Annotated in this window: 15 protein-coding genes and 2 pseudogenes; 8 read left to right on the top strand and 9 right to left on the bottom strand. The window is 55.6% G+C overall.

Translation table 11 applies throughout. The annotated features are described in order from the left end of the window. The first annotated feature begins 439 nt into the window (after window positions 1-439). The 3 genes from ALO43_RS03680 (at window position 440) to ALO43_RS03670 (ending at window position 5,491) form a co-directional block, all read left to right on the top strand. Window positions 440-1,795, top strand: a complete 1,356-nt coding sequence (locus tag ALO43_RS03680; RefSeq protein WP_054997124.1) for a DUF1329 domain-containing protein — start codon at window positions 440-442, stop codon at window positions 1,793-1,795. A 238-nt stretch (window positions 1,796-2,033) separates the two neighbouring features. Further along, the gene (locus ALO43_RS03675; protein ID WP_054997123.1) at window positions 2,034-3,074 is read left to right on the top strand and encodes a WD40/YVTN/BNR-like repeat-containing protein; all 1,041 of its coding nucleotides are present in this window, start codon (window positions 2,034-2,036) and stop codon (window positions 3,072-3,074) included. 26 nt (window positions 3,075-3,100) lie between these two features. Next, window positions 3,101-5,491 carry an efflux RND transporter permease subunit gene (locus ALO43_RS03670; RefSeq protein ID WP_054997122.1) on the top strand — a complete coding sequence of 797 codons (2,391 nt, stop codon included), beginning with the start codon at window positions 3,101-3,103 and terminating at the stop codon, window positions 5,489-5,491. A 346-nt stretch (window positions 5,492-5,837) separates the two neighbouring features. Here the strand turns inward: ALO43_RS03670 and ALO43_RS31290 are convergent. The 6 genes and pseudogenes from ALO43_RS31290 to ALO43_RS03650 form a co-directional block, all read right to left on the bottom strand. Continuing rightward, window positions 5,838-6,275, bottom strand: a pseudogene (locus ALO43_RS31290) (hypothetical protein); the annotation flags it as partial. After that, window positions 6,272-6,715 carry a hypothetical protein gene (locus ALO43_RS28210; RefSeq protein ID WP_053486685.1) on the bottom strand — a complete coding sequence of 148 codons (444 nt, stop codon included), beginning with the start codon at window positions 6,713-6,715 and terminating at the stop codon, window positions 6,272-6,274. The pseudogene ALO43_RS31290 and the gene ALO43_RS28210, both read right to left, overlap by 4 nt. Further along, window positions 6,712-7,638 carry a DUF6402 family protein gene (locus ALO43_RS03665; RefSeq protein WP_054997121.1) on the bottom strand — a complete coding sequence of 309 codons (927 nt, stop codon included), beginning with the start codon at window positions 7,636-7,638 and terminating at the stop codon, window positions 6,712-6,714. The genes ALO43_RS28210 and ALO43_RS03665 overlap by 4 nt, the downstream gene beginning before the upstream one ends. Before the next feature lie 5 nt (window positions 7,639-7,643). After that, window positions 7,644-8,228, bottom strand: a complete 585-nt coding sequence (locus ALO43_RS03660) for a PAAR domain-containing protein (protein WP_054997120.1) — start codon at window positions 8,226-8,228, stop codon at window positions 7,644-7,646. Between the two features lie 334 nt (window positions 8,229-8,562). Next, entirely contained in the window at window positions 8,563-9,276 is a 714-nt protein-coding gene (locus ALO43_RS03655; protein ID WP_024669733.1) for a FadR/GntR family transcriptional regulator, read from the bottom strand. A gap of 115 nt (window positions 9,277-9,391) precedes the next feature. Then, window positions 9,392-11,134, bottom strand: coding sequence for an IlvD/Edd family dehydratase (locus ALO43_RS03650; RefSeq protein ID WP_024689844.1), 1,743 nt, complete (start codon window positions 11,132-11,134; stop codon window positions 9,392-9,394). A 214-nt stretch (window positions 11,135-11,348) separates the two neighbouring features. On the opposite strand from ALO43_RS03650, the gene ALO43_RS03645 reads away from it, so the two are divergent. From ALO43_RS03645 to ALO43_RS03625, 5 genes are all read left to right on the top strand, one after another. Then, complete coding sequence (locus ALO43_RS03645) at window positions 11,349-12,662, top strand: MFS transporter (RefSeq protein WP_024689845.1); 1,314 nt, start codon at window positions 11,349-11,351, stop codon at window positions 12,660-12,662. Window positions 12,663-12,698: 36 nt separating this feature from the next. Beyond that, a complete protein-coding gene (gene araD1 / locus ALO43_RS03640; protein ID WP_024669736.1) occupies window positions 12,699-13,691 on the top strand; it encodes an AraD1 family protein in 993 nt (330 codons plus the stop codon). Window positions 13,692-13,828: 137 nt separating this feature from the next. Further along, entirely contained in the window at window positions 13,829-14,113 is a 285-nt protein-coding gene (locus ALO43_RS03635) for a DUF5629 family protein (RefSeq protein ID WP_005892356.1), read from the top strand. Window positions 14,114-14,191: 78 nt separating this feature from the next. Next, window positions 14,192-15,364 carry a lactonase family protein gene (locus tag ALO43_RS03630; protein ID WP_024669738.1) on the top strand — a complete coding sequence of 391 codons (1,173 nt, stop codon included), beginning with the start codon at window positions 14,192-14,194 and terminating at the stop codon, window positions 15,362-15,364. 178 nt (window positions 15,365-15,542) lie between these two features. Then, window positions 15,543-15,725 (top strand): hypothetical protein, encoded by a 183-nt coding sequence (locus ALO43_RS03625; RefSeq protein WP_005892360.1) that lies wholly within the window; start codon window positions 15,543-15,545, stop codon window positions 15,723-15,725. A 59-nt stretch (window positions 15,726-15,784) separates the two neighbouring features. Here ALO43_RS03625 and ALO43_RS32015 read toward each other — a convergent pair whose 3' ends face one another. The 3 genes and pseudogenes from ALO43_RS32015 to ALO43_RS03615 all read right to left on the bottom strand — a co-directional run. After that, a complete protein-coding gene (locus ALO43_RS32015; protein WP_371906420.1) occupies window positions 15,785-16,324 on the bottom strand; it encodes an MFS transporter in 540 nt (179 codons plus the stop codon). Between the two features lie 87 nt (window positions 16,325-16,411). Next, a pseudogene (locus ALO43_RS32010) lies at window positions 16,412-16,942 on the bottom strand (MFS transporter); the annotation flags it as partial. 39 nt (window positions 16,943-16,981) lie between these two features. Then, window positions 16,982-18,860 (bottom strand): aldehyde dehydrogenase family protein (locus ALO43_RS03615; protein ID WP_054997119.1); only part of this gene is annotated, 1,879 nt, incomplete at its 5' end.

Here is an 18,860-nt window from a genome sequence, read left to right as displayed (position 1 = left end):
AGAATTGTCGGGCTGACTTCAATAGCTGTCAGACAATCAAACCGTCTTTCTTGAACTTGCAGACTCGCTGATAAAGAACATTCACTGAATGATCTGAACTGTACTTGATAGTGTTCCTGATCTGTTTGCCTTGGGTGTTCTGGCATTCAGGTTGCATCGGGATGCACCGTTCTGCCTGCTCGCCGCTACCGGATTGCTTATTCCGTCACGCGTAAGGGTGAGTCAGGCAAGTGCTTTGTAAGTCTGTGTCCGACCCAAAAGATCGGCATGTTCTATTTGTTCAGTTGATCACTGTGTAGTTGTCCGATACGCCGCTTGCACAGGCGGCGTGTATCGGACAGTTGCTCATGCCTCAAGCATATTGAACCCGTTCATGCTGCCACCCTGGGGGCGCACTGCCAGGCACGCTTTTCCGGCCAGTCAAACAAGGAGAGCCACTGTGCTCGTTAAACAATGGATAGGGCTCGCGCTGGCGCTGCTGCTTACGATCAACATCAGCACGGCCAGCGATGGCTTGACGCTGGGCAAGGGGCTGACGCCACTTGGAGGCGAAATGGCTGGCAATGCAGCCGGAAGCATACCGGCCTGGAGCGGCGGAATCACTCGCCCCCCGCCGGAGTATCAAGGGGCCGGCACGCGGCACATCGATCCCTATGCCAGTGACAGGCCGTTGTTCAGCATCACCCGTGCCAACCTGAATCTTTATCGTGCGCGGCTGACACCAGGCCAAGTGGCGATGTTCGAGGCCTACCCCGAGAGTTATCAGATGCCTATCTACCCGACCCGGCGCTCCGGGTCGGCACCCCAATGGGTATACGACAACGCTCGGCGCAACGCGAAAAAAGCCCGTCTCATCGATGGCGGCAACGGTTTTGCCGATGCCTATGGTGCTATTCCTTTTCCCATTCCGAAGAAAGGCATTCAAGCGGTGTGGAACCACATAGCCCGGTATCGAGGCCATTACGTGGTGCGCCGTGCCTCTGAAGTCGCCGTCCAGCGCGACGGCAGTTTCAAGCCGGTCACCTCGCGACAGGAAATCCTGTTTCGCTTCTATGACCCGTACGGCAGCTTCGCCAGTCTCGATAACGTATTGTTCTACTACTTGTCGTTCACTCAGTGCCAGGCACGGATGACCGACTCCGCAGTACTGGTTCACGAAACGCTCGATCAGGTACAGGAGCCGCGTCAGGCCTGGGCCTACAGTACCGGTCAACGCAGGGTACGGCGGGCGCCGAGCCTGGCCTATGACCTGCCGATACCAGCCTCTGAGGGGCTGCGTACGGCGGATGACACCGACATGTTCAATGGCTCGCCGGACCGTTACGACTGGGAGCTGCTGGGCAAACGCGAAATCTATATTCCCTACAACAATTACCGGATATCCAGCCCGGACATCTCCTATCGCCAATTGTTGCAGGTCGGACACCTCAATCCGGCGTACACGCGGCATGAGCTGCATCGGGTCTGGGTGGTGGAGGGCACGCTCAAACCTTCGGCGCGGCATGTGTACTCGCGGCGCACGCTGTATCTGGACGAAGACAGCTGGCAGGCTGCAATCGTTGATCAATATGACGGTCGCGGTCACTTGTGGCGGGTCTCCATGGCCTACTTGAAAAACTACTACGAACTGCCGACCACCTGGTCTGCGCTGGACGTCTTTCATGACCTTCAGGCCCGGCGCTATCACGTCCAGAATCTGGACAATCAAGAATCTGGCACCAGTGATTTTTCACAACCCGTGCCCCCTGCAAATGCATTCAAACCGGTTGCCTTGCGCCGCAGCGGCGTTCGATAACCGAGCACCTGTCGAGTCTTTCGACGGTGCGGGTCGATCATTGCTCGTGATGTTCGATCAATCACATCCACAGCGCTTAACAAAAGATAACGACATGGCGATTGTCAGGCATTTGCAAAGCTGCCTAGGATGGCCGAGCTTGCGCAAAGGCATGGCCTGACGGCTACGGGCGTGGGGCTGCAAGGGCTGGTCGGTGCTGTTTTAGCGACCCTCTGATAATAAGAAAAGGGAGAAGTCCATGCGTGAGCCTTTCCATCGGCGCACCCGGCTATGCGCCGGCCTGTTGTTGATGACGCTTGTTTCATGCGCGTTTGCCTCGGCTGAGTCCGGTTCTGTGCCGATTGCAGCATCCACTGAAAATAACGCCGTTTACGCTATCGAATCAGCCAAAGCCTCACGCGGCCTGCTACTGGATGTCGTCCATGCCGGGGCACGCATTGTGGTCGTCGGTGATCATGGGCATATCCTGTTTTCCGATGATCAGGGCGCAACCTGGACGCAGGCCAGCGTGCCTACCCGCCAGCTGTTGACGGCGGTTTTTTTCGTCGATGAGCAGCACGGCTGGGCTGTGGGGCACGACGCCCAGATACTGGCGAGCAACGATGGCGGCAAAAGCTGGAGCAAGCAGTTCGAGGACCTGAAACGCGAAGCACCGTTGCTGGATGTCTGGTTCAAGGACCTCAACAACGGCTTGGCCGTGGGTGCTTACGGCGTTTTGCTGAGCACCGGTGACGGCGGCAAGCATTGGCAGGACATCAGCGATCGTCTGGACAACGAAGATCAATACCACCTGAACGCCATCGCTCAGGTGAAAGAGGCGGGGCTGTTCGTCGTGGGTGAAGCAGGCAGCATGTTTCGCTCGGGTGACGAGGGGCAGACCTGGGAAAAGATCGAAGGTCCTTATCAAGGGTCATTGTTTGGTGTGACCGGCACGGCACAGCCCTCGACGCTGCTGGCTTATGGGTTGCGCGGCAACCTGTTTCGCTCCACCGACTTTGGTGATAGCTGGCAACCCATCGAGCTCAAAGGCGCGCGAGGACCTGTCGAATTCGGCCTGGCCAGCGCCACTCTGCTGACCGATGGTTCGCTGGTGCTGGTCGGCAACGGTGGCAGCGTCATGCGCAGCCACGACGATGGCGAAACATTCGAGGTTTTCAATCGCCCCGACCGTATTTCGCTGGCAGGTGTCGCCGCCAACCTTCAGGGCAATCTGATTCTCGTAGGGCAGGGTGGCGTACGCGTCGCCTCGCCAGCAGGCGCCGAGACGACCCCACAATAAGAACCTCAGGGCGGGAATATTCAGGCATGAGCACTCTTCGACAGCCAGCAGACTCAGACGACAAGGCCACCTTTCTCGAACGCCTGATTTTCAATCATCGCCCTGCGGTGATCTTCCTTTGCCTGCTGACCAGTGTCTTTCTGTTCTGGCAGGCGTTGCAGGTTCGGCCTTCCACCAGTTTCGAGAAAATGATCCCGCTGTCGCATCCGTTCGTCCAGAACATGATGAAGCACCGCAATGACCTGGGGAACCTGGGCAACACTGTACGCATTTCCGTCGAAGCGGTGGATGGGGACATCTTCTCCAAGGCTTACATGGAGACCTTGCGCCAGATCAGTGACGAAGTATTTTACATTCCGGGAGTGGACCGCTCCGGGCTCAAATCGCTGTGGAGCCCCAGCGTACGCTGGACCGAGGTGACAGAGGAGGGATTTGCCGGCGGTGAAGTCATTCCTCAGAGCTACGACGGTTCGGACGCGAGTCTGGATCAACTGCGCAACAACGTGCTCAAGTCCGGGCAGGTGGGGCGCCTGGTCGCCAATGATTTCAGGTCAAGCATCATTGACGTGCCGTTGCAGGAGTCTTACCCGGACCCTGCCGATCAGGGCAAGTTACTGGCGCTGGACTATCAGCAGTTCTCGCACCAGCTTGAAGACAAGATTCGTGATAAATATCAGGCGCAGAATCCCACCATCAAGATTCACATCGTCGGCTTCGCGAAGAAGGTCGGCGACCTGATCGATGGTCTGTTCATGGTGGTGATGTTCTTCGGCATCGCCTTCCTGATCACGCTGGTGCTGCTGATCTGGTTTACACGCTGCATTCGCAGCACCGTTGCGGTCCTGAGCACCACACTGATCGCGGTCATCTGGCAGCTAGGTTTGATGCATGTGGTGGGATTCGGTATCGATCCGTACTCCATGCTTGTGCCGTTTCTGATCTTCGCCATCGGTATTTCCCACGGCGTACAAAAAATCAACGGCATCGCCCTGCAATCCGGCGCGGCAGACAATGCCCTGACCGCTGCACGTCGTACCTTTCGCCAGCTGTTTTTGCCAGGCATGATCGCGATTCTGGCTGACGCCGTAGGGTTCATCACCTTGCTGATCATCGATATAGGTGTGATTCGCGAGTTGGCAATCGGTGCGTCCATTGGCGTGGCGGTAATCGTATTCACCAACCTGATCCTGCTGCCAGTGGCGATTTCCTACGTGGGCATCAGCAAGCGGGCGATCAGCCGCAGCAAGCAGGATGCCGTCTCCGAGCATCCTTTCTGGCGACTGCTGTCGAACTTTGCCAGCGTCAAAGTCGCGCCGGTCTCGATTGCACTGGCAGTGCTGGCCTTCGGCGGGGGCCTCTGGTACAGCCAGAACCTGAAGATCGGCGACCTTGACCAGGGTGCGCCCGAGCTGCGCCCAGACTCGCGCTACAACCAGGACAACGCGTTCATTATCAATCATTACTCGACCAGTTCCGACGTGCTAGTGGTCATGGTCAAGACACCGCCCGAGGGCTGCTCGGCGTATTCGACCCTGTCAGCGATCAACGAACTGGCCTGGAAAATGGAAAACACTCAGGGCGTGCAGTCGGCCATTTCGCTGGTGACTGTTTCCAAACAGGTCATCAAGGGCATGAACGAGGGCAACCTGAAGTGGGAAAGCCTGTCGCGTAACAAGGACGTGCTGAACAACTCCATCGCCCGCGCTGATGGCCTGTACAACACTGACTGTTCGCTGGCCCCGCTGTTGGTCTTCCTCAACGACCACAAGGCCGAAACCCTCGACCGTGCCGTACACGCCGTGCAGGACTTCGCTAGGCAGAATGACAAACCGGACATGCAATTCCTGCTGGCTGCCGGCAACGCCGGTATCGAAGCGGCGACCAACGAGGTCATCAAACAGTCCGAGCTGGTCATTCTGATACTGGTATACATCTGCGTGGCCGGCATGTGCATGATCACCTTCCGTTCCTGGGCCGCCACCCTGTGCATCGTCCTGCCGCTGGTGCTCACGTCTGTGCTGGGCAACGCACTGATGGCGTTCATGGGCATCGGCGTCAAAGTCGCGACCCTGCCGGTGGTGGCCTTGGGCGTAGGCATCGGCGTCGATTACGGCATCTATATATTCAGCCGCCTGGAAAGCTTTCTGCGCGCCGGTTTGCCCTTGCAGGAGGCCTATTATCAAACCCTGAAATCCACCGGCAAGGCCGTGCTGTTCACCGGCCTGTGCCTGGCTATTGGTGTGTGCACCTGGATTTTCTCGGCGATCAAGTTCCAGGCCGACATGGGCCTGATGCTGACCTTCATGCTGCTGTGGAACATGTTCGGCGCCCTGTGGCTGCTGCCAGCGCTGGCGCGGTTCCTGATCAAACCGGAGAAGATGGCGGGGAAGGTGGGCAACTCGCTGTTTTCGCATTGAGCCCGTGGCGGCCTGTCACTCTGCGTCCTTTTGCGGCGCAGAGTGTCGAAAAGTGCGTTTCCATGCTGGAGCGCTCAGCGTCATACACAGTCCTGAACAGCCCGAGAAAGGGTACCTATGAAGCGGAACGGATGACGCTTCGCTTGTCCGCAATCTCTCGTCACGTAGGAGTGGACTCGTCCACGATCTGCCGGGAATCGGCAGCCAGTTTTTTGAGTGTCGCTTCGCAGCCGTCTTAACTTCCTGAAAGGCAATGCTTGCCTGGCTGTTCCGGGCTTGTATACGACGCTGAGCGCGTCGCGTGGTAACGATCATTGAAACGGTCAGCGTCTTGGTGTTCCCGTCGTTGAGGCTTCAGGCGAGCAGGGTGATCACCCCTGCAATCAGGAGCATTGGGTCCTATGGAGATCAAACCGGACATCACATCTCCCGATCCACTTCCCCATGACAGTTTTCCGCCCGATGACTCCAGATCGTAAATTTTCGTCTCTGAAATCAATACGCCAGTGCGGTGATCATAAAGTCGAAAAAAGGCTGGGTAACCCCACCAGGGAAACCACGTGGGTGGTTGATCTTCGTTGGGATCGGGTTCTCGATGAAATATCATCGGTAAGACCCAAAATGGTTGGAGTATATCTACCCGATAACATCCGCCCGGACTTATGTGCGGGCCGCTTGATTTTTCAGCCAATCCTTTTTCCCACCATTCAGAGGCTATCCAGAGACTGCCTGCGATAGTAATGTAAGCGAGGAAAAAAGTTACGCGTCGCTTCGCTGGCGTCATCGATCATATCCCGACACGTCTGGCTGATCACCAATACAATCAGGTGTGTTGGGTCCAACGGGGATCATCCCTATAAAAACAGTTTTGGACCCGGATCCCCATGTTATTTCTCCACCGGCTACTTCCAGGTCATAAATAGTAGTCTCGGATATTAACTGCCCGTTGCGATTGTCATAAAGTTTAAAAAAAGCCGGATATCCCCACCACGGAAACCATTTGGGCGCATTAATCTCATTGACGTCGGGTTCTGGGTGAAAGATGTCTGGCAAAATCCAAAAAGGTTTAAATGCTTCCACTCTATAACACCCGTTTGGGCTAATGACGGGATCTCCTAGATTTTCTGCCAAGCCTTTTTCCCACCAGTCAGAGGCAGTCAATAGACCGGTTGATATAGTGATATAAGCTAAAAAAAATCTATATTTTTTAAGGAGCATTTTCAAATTGATAATCCTAGGTCAATCATCTGGTCGGCTTTTTCCCACAATACGTCTGAGTAAATTACGAAATCACCGCCCTTACCTACTTCTTCTCTGTAGTCTCGAAAATTCCCATTAGTAATGGCAGCGAATGGTCCATTTTTTAATTTTATTATCAATTGGCCTTGTGGAGTTATGGCTATAACGGTCTCGGTTTTGGTAAGCACCCGATTTTCTGTCCATGTGCCGAGGTATTGAAAACCATTGAAGTCGTAGTTATCTCTTATGTAGAATCCCATGTTTTTTACATGAAAGTAACGGTGATATTTTAGTGTAATCGCGTGTTTTTTAGTAAATGCATTTCCTGTCACACCAATTTTTAGCGTGGCTATCCCTAAGGCGCCGTACATGTCATCGAGTACGTCCCATGGCTCACCAAGTTTTATAAAGTTTACCTGCGTTGATGCATCTATTTGTAGAGCTGACATGGATGTAGAGCCTAGCTCAAAAAAACTTTCCCCATCCCAGCCAGCTTTTTTTAATCTATCTTCTAGCTGTTTTACCCCGTTCGGGGTGGTTAGCAGCAATTTGGCTGCTTCTAAGGCATTCTGGCACCGTTCAAATTTCATCGCCCAATCCATTTTTACGATGCCATCATCACAATGTGCTGGATGTAGGCTCAAGGGTGAAGGCTTGGTTTTTTCTTCCTTCCATTCCTCCGGCATCTCCCACGCAGGACTGTCAAACCAGCGCTGCATCAGCGCCGCTGCCGTGTCCCACCCCATGTTGCGCATGGCTCCGGGTAGGCGGGAGAGGGCCAGGCTCTGGATAATGACTTCTTTGGCTGGGGTGTCTGTCGGGGCGTAGGTATGTGAGGCTCCTTGCGGCAGAGCGTAGTAGGTGTCTGGGCCCAAAGCGTTGGTGCGTTGGAAATCGTTCAGGGACATTGGGGTTACTCCATGACCGGCCAAGGGGCGGTGGTTGCGAGTTGTAGAGCGATGACCGCAGGACTTGTGTGGCTGCGGCTGTAGCCTTGCAGGTCAAGCACTCCGACTGCAGTGCAACGTTGGTCTTGCATAACCACATAGCCGAGATGACCAAGGCTGGAACGCTTCTGATCGAATAGACGAAAACGCTCATCGCATGCGAGCGACGCCCGCTGACCCACCCATGAATCAGCTGACTGCTCCACCTCATCCACTGCACACTCGCTGGTTACACTCTGATCATTACCGACTGAAATAGCCGGCGCAGACTCAACAGCACTCGACCGTCTTCCAACCCTGAAGAAGCTTTGTTGTGTAGATATCAATTTAGCCCCGCAGCTGGTCAGGTCGCCCTCCAAGGCGATAGTGTTCCCTTCGATATGGAGGTTGTTTTCTTCACCAATGATTTTGCTGGCGCCATGCAATGGGCAGATGACGTCACAGCCTCTGTGCGCCACCGGGAAACCATTGATGCGCTTTGTCTGGTCACCCTTTATAACAACCCCTCCGTGGTCTGTAGTATCACCCTGGACAATGGCTAGAAGTTTCATGCAACTCTCCCTGAGTGGTGTTTTTTCTGCAGGCTGCACAGCTTCCTGACGTCTGATGTGTTTAATCGACGTATATGGAAAGGCGTAATGTCTTAATTAACGTGCAGGGAGAGATAGCATTAGTTTATATTTTCGGAAAGGGCGGATCGCCGTTTGCGCTAATTCAAGACAGGGCTTACGCTGGGTTGATAAATGTCGTACTACTGAAGTAGATGTTTCCTACGTAAATAAAAGATATAGAGACTGGTATCAGAGAACAGCAGTGTTCGCCGTGCCTGATTAATAAACACGGCGAATGGACAGTTCAAGGAAGTTATCCATTCAGTCGAGTCGATCAACCGCCACTCAGCACCACGCTCAGCGCATTGCGCGCATCGTCCAGTTGTACCAGTGAGGCATGCCGCGCGCCAAGGGCGTCGCGGTTCTGGATGGCAGTGAGGATGGCTTTGTGGCGCGGCATGGCCAGTTCGTGCAGGTTGGGGCGTTTGTTGGAGTATTTGAGCGCTTCGCGCAGTGCCAGTGACAGCATGTTGCACAAGTGCGCGAGCAGGTCGTTGTGCGTAGCGTCGGCGATGCGGCTGTGGAAGTCGAGGTCCGGTTGCAGCAGGTCTTCCGGAGTCGGTGCCGCCTCCATACGCAGGTATGCTTCGTGGATCGATTCGATTTCTGCGTCCGTGGCGTATTGCGCAGCCAGTGCTGCAACAGCCGGTTCGATGACTGCGCGCACGCTGGTCAGCAGGTGGAAGAATTCATTCTGCGGTGAGCTCTGCATTACCCAGTGCAGTACGTCGGGGTCCAACAGGTGCCACTCACGGCGAGCCTTGACCACCGTGCCGACCCGAGGTCGCGAGTAGACCAGCCCTTTGGCGACCAGTACCCGAGTGGCTTCGCGCAACACAGGTCGGCTGACGGCATACTCTTCGCAGAGCAGCGCTTCGGCAGGCAGCTTTTCGTCAGGCTTGAAACGCCCGGATACGATCTGCATGCCCAGTTCCTGGACGATGCGGGCGTGCATGCTTTTTCGGTCGGAAGGCTTTCGATAATCCATGGGAACGCAAGTCTGTCCTGGCAGTGATTGCTGGGCATCATACCATCGCACAAGATTTGCGGCGGTCGCCAGAACAAGGGACCGCCGCTTCTTTTAGTGCAAGTAATGCGGGTGACTAGTGCGAGTGACGAGGCACTTCTGAACCCCGGCAACCGACCAGGAAGTCAAAGTCGCAGCCTTGATCGGCCTGCATCACTTTATCGATATACAACTGGCGATAGCCGCCAAGCAGCAGTTGCGGTGGTGCTTGCCAGTCGGCCAGACGCGCAGCCAGTTCGGCTTCCGGGATGTCCAGATGCAGACGCCCGCTGGCGCAATCAAGCTCTATCCAGTCGCCTTCCTTGACCACGGCAAGCGGTCCGCCGGCGGCAGCTTCCGGCGCGACGTGTAGCACTACGGTGCCATAAGCCGTGCCGCTCATGCGTGCGTCGGAGATACGCACCATGTCAGTCACGCCCTGGGCCAGCAGTTTGGCTGGCAGGCCCATATTGCCGACCTCTGCCATGCCCGGGTAGCCTTTGGGGCCGCAGTTCTTCAGCACCATGACCGAGGAGGCGTCGATGTCCAGATCCGGATCATTGATCCGCGATTTGTACATCTCGAAGTTCTCGAACACCACCGCACGACCTCGATGCTGCATCAATGCCGGTGTTGCAGCCGATGGCTTGAGCACTGCGCCCAGCGGCGCGAGGTTGCCACGCAGTACACAGATACCGCCGTCGGCGCGGATCGGGTTGTCGAGTGCTCGAATCACCTGGTCATCGCCGTAGATTGGCGAATTGCAGGTGTTCTCGCCGATGCTCTTGCCGTTCACGGTGAGTGCGTCGGGGTTAGGCAGCAGTCTGGCTTCGTTCATGCGTCGCAGCACGGCGGGCAGGCCGCCCGCGTAGTAGAACTCTTCCATCAGAAAGCGCCCGGAGGGCTGCAGGTCGACAATGGTCGGCATGCCCCGGCCCATGCGGGTCCAGTCGTCCAGATCCAGATCGACGCCAATGCGTCCGGCGATGGCTTTCAAGTGGATGACAGCGTTGGTCGACCCGCCAATGGCGGCATTGACCCGGATGGCGTTTTCGAACGCGGCCTTGGTGAGAATCTTCGACAGACGCAGGTCTTCACGGACCATGTCGACTGCGCGCATGCCGGACATGTGGGCCAGCACGTAACGTCGCGAATCCACAGCAGGGATGGCGGCGTTGTGTGGCAATGAGGTGCCCAGTGCTTCGGCCATGCAGGCCATGGTCGAGGCCGTGCCCATCGTGTTGCAAGTGCCCGCCGAGCGCGACATGCCAGCTTCGGCGGAGAGGAATTCGTCCAGGCTTATAGTCCCGGCCTTGTAGGATTCGTGCATCTGCCAGACGATGGTGCCAGCACCGATGTCCTTGCCTTCGTGCTTACCGTTTAGCATCGGCCCACCGGTCACGACGATGGCGGGTATGTCGCAGCTGGCGGCACCCATCAACAGGGCAGGGGTGGTCTTGTCGCAACCGGTCAGCAGTACGACGCCATCAATGGGGTTGCCGCGAATCGCTTCTTCGACGTCCATGCTTGCCAGGTTGCGGGTAAACATCGCAGTGGGGCGCAGGTTGGATTCGCCATTGGAAAACACCGGAAACTCGACCGGCCAGCCACCTGCTTCGATCACGCCACGCTTGACGTGCTCGGCGATCTGCCGAAAGTGTGCGTTACAGGGGGTCAGCTCCGACCAGGTGTTGCAGATGCCGATGATCGGCTTGCCCTGAAACTGATGGTCGGCAATGCCCTGATTCTTCATCCAACTGCGGTACATGAAGCCATTCTTGTCGGCAGTGCCAAACCACTGGGCAGAACGGAGGGGCGGTTTTTTATCGGAGTCAGACATGATCGGCTCTCTTATTGTAAGACTTAATGGCGATACTGTTGGCTAAGGTAAGCCTAAAAAACGCGTATTGGAAGAGTTGTCAGTTTAAATAGTATTACTATATAGTCATTCGTAGACGAGGGATTATCCTGGCGCACGTGCGGTGTCATTCAGCACCCAGGCACAGAGGTCATCCCCGCAGGTTCCATAACAAAAACAAAGGGAGACCGCCTACATGAGCCAGGAATTGCGGCTTATACGCCGCATCACGTTCAAACTGATTCCATTCCTCATCCTGCTGTACCTGATCGCTTATGTGGACCGTTCTGCCGTGGGTTTCGCCAAGCTGCACATGGGCGCGGACATCGGTATTGGCGACGCGGCCTATGGGTTGGGCGCCGGGCTGTTTTTCATCGGCTACTTTCTGCTGGAAATTCCCAGCAACCTGATGCTTGAGCGCTTCGGTGCACGTCGCTGGTTTGCGCGGATCATGATCACCTGGGGCGCAATCACCATTGGCATGGCGTTTGTGCAGGGGCCTCACAGTTTCTATGTGATGCGTTTTCTGCTCGGCGCCGCTGAAGCAGGCTTTTTTCCTGGCGTGCTTTACTACATCACCCAATGGTTTCCGGTTGGCCATCGCGGCAAGATCCTCGGCTTGTTCATCCTCTCGCAACCCATCGCCATGATGATCACCGGACCTGTCTCCGGCGGTCTGTTGGGCATGGACGGCGTGCTTGGCCTGCACGGTTGGCAGTGGTTGTTCATCGTGATCGGCACGCCAGCGATTCTGCTGACCTGGCCGGTGCTGCGCTGGCTGCCGGACGGTCCGCAACAGGTCAAGTGGATGGATCAGGCCGAGAAAGACTGGCTCACCGGAGAACTGAAAAAAGACCTGGAAGAATACGGCCAGACCCGTCACGGCAACCCGTTGCACGCCTTGAAAGACAAGCGCGTTCTGCTGCTGGCGCTGTTCTATTTGCCGGTGACTCTGAGCATCTACGGTCTGGGGTTGTGGCTGCCGACGCTGATCAAACAGTTCGGCGGCAGTGACCTGACCACTGGCTTCGTGTCCTCGGTGCCCTACATCTTCGGCATCATCGGCCTGCTGATCGTGCCGCGCAGTTCGGACAGGCTCAATGACCGTTACGGGCATCTGGCGGTGCTGTATGTGCTGGGTGCCATCGGCCTGTTCTGCAGTGCATGGCTGACTTTACCTGTGGCGCAACTGGCCGCACTGTGTGTCGTGGCGTTCGCTTTGTTTTCCTGTACGGCTGTGTTCTGGACCTTGCCGGGACGCTTCTTTGCCGGTGCCAGTGCGGCAGCCGGTATAGCGCTGATCAACTCGGTCGGCAACCTTGGGGGGTACATCGGGCCGTTCGTGATCGGTGCATTGAAGGAAATGACCGGCAGCCTGGCGTCCGGTCTGTATTTCCTGTCCGGCGTTATGGTGTTCGGGCTGCTGCTGACCGGCATCGTGTATCACGTTCTGGAGCGCAAACATGTGCTGCCGGTATCCGACTTCGCGGCCAGTGCCAAGGCGAGATAGGTTTTCAGCTTCCCACTATTCTGGAAGGAGATTTTCATGCGGTTAGTACAGTTTGAATTGAGCAATGGTCAGCGCCGTGTCGGGCTGGTCGACGATGATCAGGTGCGTGAAGTGCAGGGAGTCGAGAGTGTCCGCGAGTTGGCATTGGCGGCTATCGAGGCGGGCTCTGTGCTGGCGCATCAGGTCGAACAGCGTGGCGTTGGCGAAACTCATGATTATTCGCAACTGCTGAGTGACCTGCGCATCCTGCCGCCGCTAGACCATCCTGATCCGGCGCACGTGTTGGTCAGTGGCACCGGGCTGACTCACCTCGGCAGCGCGTCGGCGCGCGACAAGATGCACCAGCAGGCCGGCGATGAGGCGTCGATGACTGACACCATGCGCATCTTCAAATGGGGCGTTGAAGGCGGCAAGCCAGCGGCGGGGCAGGCCGGTGTGCAACCGGAGTGGTTCTACAAGGGCGATGGCAGCATTGTCGTGCGTCCGGGCCACTCGTTTTCACTGCCTCCGTTTGCCGAAGATGGCGGCGAGGAACCGGAGCTGAGTGGGTTGTATGTGATCGGCCATGATCGCAAGCCTTATCGTCTGGGTTTCGCCATTGGCAACGAGTACTCCGACCACGTCATGGAACGTCGCAACTACCTGTATCTGGCGCATTCGAAGCTGCGCGCCTGTTCGTTCGGGCCGGAGTTGCGTGTGGGCGATTTGCCACAAAGCCTGACGGGCACCAGCCGCATCTGGCGTGACGGCAAGGTGCTGTGGGAAAAGGAATTTCTCAGCGGCGAAGCGAACATGTGCCACAGCCTGGAAAACCTCGAATACCACCATTTCAAATACGCCCAGTTCCTCAGGCCCGGCGACGTCCATGTGCATTTTTTCGGCACCGCGACCCTGTCGTTTGCCGATGGCGTGCGCACTCAGCCGGGGGATCGCTTCGAGGTCAGCCAGGCCGAGTTCGGTCAGCCGCTGATCAACGGCCTGGCACCGAGCGAAGCGGTGTTTCAGCCAGGCGGTATCGGCAAATTGTGATGCTGGTCTTCGGCATGCCTGCGTCCCGCGCTGGCATGCCGTTCTGTGCGCTCTTGACCGAGTAGCAAGGCGATCAGCGGTGTATCTCCCCCTGCCTTTGCCCTATCATTCGCGCTTTTGCAGGCAGGATAACCATCATGACCACTTCGCCAACCACGCTGTTCGCCGCCCTCGAAGCCACCACCATGCTGGAAATCGACGGTCTGCACGCCTGGGACTTCTCCTTGGGTGATGAACTGAACGTTGAATGCATGGACGGCCGCGAGCGCAAGGTATGGCGTTTCAGCAAAGCCCAGGTCGAAGCTGCAACATTCGATGAATCCCTGCAAAGCTGGGTCGTCAACGATGGCAATGCCGATCACCGGATCATCTGCCTCGACGCTTTCACCCCTTCGGACGAAGATGATTCTGCGCAGGATTGATTAAATGCGGGCTGGCGCTGTCATAGACCCGACAGTGCCGTAACAGGCACTACATTCGATAACAAGATGGATGCCCCCATGCCCCATAAACTTCTGCCATGGCTGGCGATTGCCAGTGCCATGAGCGCATTTTCCCTGCAGGCCCAGCCTATGCCCGACACTGAGTTGCTGATGGGTTCCTACACACAAGGAAAGAGTGAAGGGATCTACCGTTTTGGCTTCAATAGCGAAACCGGGATGATCGACGCCAAGCCGCTGCAGGTCGTCAAATCCGATAACCCTTCCTGGCTGACGTTATCTCGAGACCAGCGTTATCTGTTCGCGGTCAACGAGAACGGACCGGGCCAGAAGGATGTGATCGGCAAGGTCAGCAGCTTTGCCATCGACCCGAAAACCCGTCAGATAACGCCCGTCAATCAGGTCCAAAGCCGTGGCGAAGAACCCACGCACTCCAGTCTGAGCCGCGACGGTCGCTACCTGTTCGTTGCCAACTACGCAGTAAACCCTGACCCCGGTGGCGCGCTGACAGTGGTGCCAGTGGGCAAGGACGGCAAGTTGAGCGAGGCCGTTCAGGTCCTGCCGCTGGGGCCTGGAAGCAAGGTCGACAGTGAGCGGCAGATGTCGTCGCATGTGCATCTGGCCGTGCCGACCCCGGATGACAAGTATGTGGTGACTGCCGACCTGGGCGCCGACAAGCTGTTCGTGTACCGCTACGACGCCAGCCAGACCAAGCCGCTGCAGCCAGCCAAAGAGCCTTTCGTGCAGTTGCCAGGCGGTACAGGACCACGCCATACCCTGTTCAGTGCTGATGGCAAACATGCCTGGCTGGTGCTGGAAATGACCGCCCAGGTCGCCGTGTTTGACTACCATGACGGTGCCTTCAAGCAGACCCAACTGGTCGATTTGAAGAACAAGGGTGTTGAGCAGAAAAACGGTGGAGGCGCCTTGCACACCTCGCCGGATGGCAAGTTTCTGTATGTGACTAATCGTGGTGAAGCCAATCAGGTCGTGGTGTTCCGGATCGATCAGGCCAGCGGCAAGCTTGAAGAAATTCAGCGTCGTTCCCTCGAAGGCAAGGAGCCTCGCGAATTTGCCTTTGACCCGACCGGCAAGTTCATGCTGTTTGCCAATCAGAAGAGCAACCAGATCGTGACCGTACGCCGCGATCCGCAAAGCGGGATGCTCGGCGACACGGTGCAGAAACTCGATGTGGATACACCGTCGTATCTGTATTTTCTGACTGACAAGTAAGGCCCGTCGGCTTCAGCCCTCCAGAGTCAGGGGCTGGAGCCGTCATCATTCTTGGTGATATGGGTTAGTGCTACAAAAGATTTCTGCTGAGCCACCCCTCGGGCGTAAGTTTGAGTCACGGCCAAAGACGGCCAACGCTTCAAACCCATGCACAGACAGACAACGAGGGGTGACCGACATGAACTTCAATCTTTTCTCCATCATCGCTGCATCAGCCATTTCGGCAAGCGTCGTGCTGCCCGCCAGCGCAAGTGTGGAAGTAAGCGACAAGAAAGCTCACGCCACCCAGACCTACACCACTAAATACCTGCAGCAAAGCGCCAACTTTTACGCCGCTCTGGATCACAAAACCGCCCAGTGAGTTGACTGTGAGTCAGGTGCATTGCCTCAGTGAGTGTTAGGCCTCCATTGTACTTACACTTATGGCAATGCCTTGACCCGAGCGGTTTTCCTCAGCAACTGCAGCGCAAAGAAGACGAACAGTAGTGCTGCTGCTGATAGTGTCAATGGCAGGCCATTTGCGTTGCCTGTCATTACTACTCCGCTGACCAAAGGGCCGAGTAAGCTACCTACTCCCCATAGGAGGCCGGCACTTGCATTGGCGGTTATCAGGTCTCGGCCCGTGAACTTCTCGCCGATGAGAATGATTGCCAAGGTATAAACACCGCCTGCCACTGCACCCAGCACTGCTAGACATGGCCATATGAGCAACGGGTAATTCATCAACCAGGACATGCTCATTCCGATGACCAGAGACAGTACGCCACATCCAAGATAAACCGCAGGCCTTGAAACTTTGTCCGACAGCCAGCCCAGTGGAAACTGAAACATCGCGTCTCCCAGCAGGATAACGGTCACCATCAATGCCGCGAGTTTGATCGTATAGCCATGGTCAGCAGCATAAACCGGGAACAGCGATAGAATGACGCTGTCGAAAAACGAGAAAAAAATGATTCCCATGCACAAGGCGGGTGCGACTTGAATAAAGCCAAGTACCGAGAATGTTTTGTCTTTGCTGTCACCCGGCCCGGTCATGTGGCTGGGTAGAATGAACCAGATAACCGCCAGCGCTACAAAGTGTCCGGCGATGACTACGCCGTTCACCTGCGCTCCGGCAGTGCCAAACACTGACACCATCGCTGGCCCAAGCAGCTGAAAGACCGTGAAGCATGTCGTGTAGATCGCGACAATCCTCCCCCGGTACGAGTCCATGGCAATTTCATTGACCCATGACTCTCCCAGAATAATGATGGTCCCCGCTGCCAGCCCCATCGTCAGCCTGGCGACTGCCAGAATTGCCAGCGATGAGGGAAGCACTTCCAGTGCAGCAATACTCAGTGTGGAAAGGCTGAAGCAATACAGGTAGATATGGCGGCGGCTCAAGTGTTTGCAGAGCCGTTCCACAATAAATGCTGATAACATCATCCCCGCCGCCGGCAGCGCAGACATGATGCCTATGTGTACATTTGATGCCCCTGCCTGGTAAAGGCGCAACGCCACCACCGGTACGGTCGAACCAATGCTCAAACCGACAATGGAGACGCCGAGGATAAGCGCCGCCAACAACACTCTGTTCATCACTCATGCCTCTGACTGACTGGGTCATTGAAAGCCACGTTAGTGGTGTGGGTGCGCAACCAGATGTTCGTGGATATCACGTTGCGGTAAGGTCGGTTTGGCGATGCGCACGCCGTTTACATAAAGACACGAGGCCGCGACACCCTGTCCACCATAAGGGGCGTAACCTTTTTCGACAATGTGCAGGTCGGTATTACTTAGCACTGTGCAGGGGTCGTGTTTTCCTTGCTCAATGAGGCCGCTGATATAATCGCTGCTGCCAAACAAGGAGATGTACATAGAGTTTGGTGAGTAAAGTGGGTGTTCAAAATAGGACGCCAGTTCAGCATCGTCGCTATAAAGTTGTACAAAAAATACGGGTGCAAAAAACTCTTTGTAGTTGCCGCCTAAAGACAAGGGTCGCTCGAATATTGTCGGTCTGATCAACCCGCTGACAGGGTTTATTTCGCCACCATAGGTGCAGTGTTCACGACAGTCTCTGAACATTTTCATGACTTTCAGCGTATGGTCGGGATCACTGTTGGGTCCGACAATATTTTTCTTGCACTTGTAATCGCCTACAAGGCCTTCACATCGGGTCAGTTCTTTGCGCAGCTGTCGAATGAATTCAGGGTAGGCCTCAACGTGCACCATAATACTATTAGGCCCAGCGCAATCCTGGCCTTGGTTATATAATACGACTCTCAAAGCGCTTTCCACGGCCGTCGTGATGCAGGCATCGGCTGCCACTACCAAGGGGTTATGACCTGCGCCGTTAAGAATGAAGAGCGTCCGTTTCAAGTAAGATTTTCTGACCTTGGCTGCATTTTCCGGGGTGCCGGTAAAAATCACCGCGTCCGAGATCGCTGCGGTTTGACTAACAAACGTATCTTTGTCGGCAAAAGAGACATGTAAGTTGGGAAAGAAGTGGTCGAGTTTTAACGGATTCAGCAATTTTTTATAATGCGGGTGCATGGCAGTTGGAGGCCGAAGCCATGCTGAGCGGGCCAGTAGCGAAGGAATAATGCCAAAGCACGTCGTTGCGTAAATTGGCTGGTTGAGTGGCAGGTAGCTTGTGACACAGTTCACCCGGCGCTCAAAGAATGATCTGTTCAACTCAATATTTTCCAGGAACTCGATACAGCGTTCTATTTCATCCACTGCCACGTTGTAGCATTCAAAGCCGGAAAGGCTTTCTGCGATAGACTCGCTATGGCTTCTTAAGTGTAGTGCATACGCTTCTGCGCGTGCCTTGATCTCGTCAAAATCGATAGCTTCCGGCGCTTGATCCGATGTGTTTAACGTTTCGGATTTGGCCGTATGGTTCGCTGCATCGGACATTTGCAAGGCTTCCTGGCTCGCGTGTGTGTCTTCTTTCATCGGGTCATACTCCCTATCATGAGCAGCTTGTTGAATCCTTGAGTCAAGTTTTTCACAAAAAGCCTGCACCCCCAGAAAGTTGATATATTCAGCAAGTCGGGGGCCGTGTTCGTCTCCAAACAGGCACGCATATATCGTTTTGTAGGCATCCCGTTGACAGCGAAATCCAACACTGTCAACTATCGGGTTGAGCAGCAGGCAGGTGATGAACTTGTTTTTTACATCAAGGCGCTTTAATTGCGCTGAAAATGAGTGCAGTAAGGCGGCTGACTGTGTATCCAACAGGCGCGGACGATACGCAGGCGCGATGACGTCTTTATAATATGCAAATGCTTTTTCTATCACTGTCGCAAAGGTGTCATCATTAATAATGTCGTGCCTGGTTTTTTCGTGCTTGAGCAAGTAGTGGTAGGCGGTATCAAGGTCTTCAGGGTGGCAGGCGGTGAAAATATTCATCATCGTTCGGTAGGTGGTTAAGCGTTTAGCATGGGCCGGAATACGATGAAAATAGTTAATCGGGTTGTCAGGCTGATCCTTGTCTAGGGATGCTCCGAGCAAC

Origin of the sequence: Pseudomonas tremae, from assembly GCF_001401155.1 — a bacterium.
Lineage (GTDB): Bacteria > Pseudomonadota > Gammaproteobacteria > Pseudomonadales > Pseudomonadaceae > Aquipseudomonas > Aquipseudomonas tremae.
Note: the sequence above shows the minus strand (reverse complement) of the source record. Positions and strands in the feature narration are given on the sequence as shown.

Excerpts from the sequence above, each read along its gene's own strand:
- ALO43_RS03665 (WP_054997121.1), bottom strand. The coding sequence starts at position 7,638 with ATGTCCCTGAACGATTTCCAACGCACCAACGCTTTGGGCCCAGACACC.
- ALO43_RS03630 (WP_024669738.1), top strand. The coding sequence starts at position 14,192 with ATGCCCCATAAACTTCTGCCATGGCTGGCGATTGCCAGTGCCATGAGC.
- ALO43_RS03660 (WP_054997120.1), bottom strand. The coding sequence starts at position 8,228 with ATGAAACTTCTAGCCATTGTCCAGGGTGATACTACAGACCACGGAGGG.
- ALO43_RS03670 (WP_054997122.1), top strand. The coding sequence starts at position 3,101 with ATGAGCACTCTTCGACAGCCAGCAGACTCAGACGACAAGGCCACCTTT.
- ALO43_RS03675 (WP_054997123.1), top strand. The coding sequence starts at position 2,034 with ATGCGTGAGCCTTTCCATCGGCGCACCCGGCTATGCGCCGGCCTGTTG.
- araD1 (WP_024669736.1), top strand. The coding sequence starts at position 12,699 with ATGCGGTTAGTACAGTTTGAATTGAGCAATGGTCAGCGCCGTGTCGGG.
- ALO43_RS32015 (WP_371906420.1), bottom strand. The coding sequence starts at position 16,324 with ATGGGAATCATTTTTTTCTCGTTTTTCGACAGCGTCATTCTATCGCTG.
- ALO43_RS03635 (WP_005892356.1), top strand. The coding sequence starts at position 13,829 with ATGACCACTTCGCCAACCACGCTGTTCGCCGCCCTCGAAGCCACCACC.
- ALO43_RS03650 (WP_024689844.1), bottom strand. The coding sequence starts at position 11,134 with ATGTCTGACTCCGATAAAAAACCGCCCCTCCGTTCTGCCCAGTGGTTT.
- ALO43_RS03645 (WP_024689845.1), top strand. The coding sequence starts at position 11,349 with ATGAGCCAGGAATTGCGGCTTATACGCCGCATCACGTTCAAACTGATT.
- ALO43_RS03625 (WP_005892360.1), top strand. The coding sequence starts at position 15,543 with ATGAACTTCAATCTTTTCTCCATCATCGCTGCATCAGCCATTTCGGCA.
- ALO43_RS03655 (WP_024669733.1), bottom strand. The coding sequence starts at position 9,276 with ATGGATTATCGAAAGCCTTCCGACCGAAAAAGCATGCACGCCCGCATC.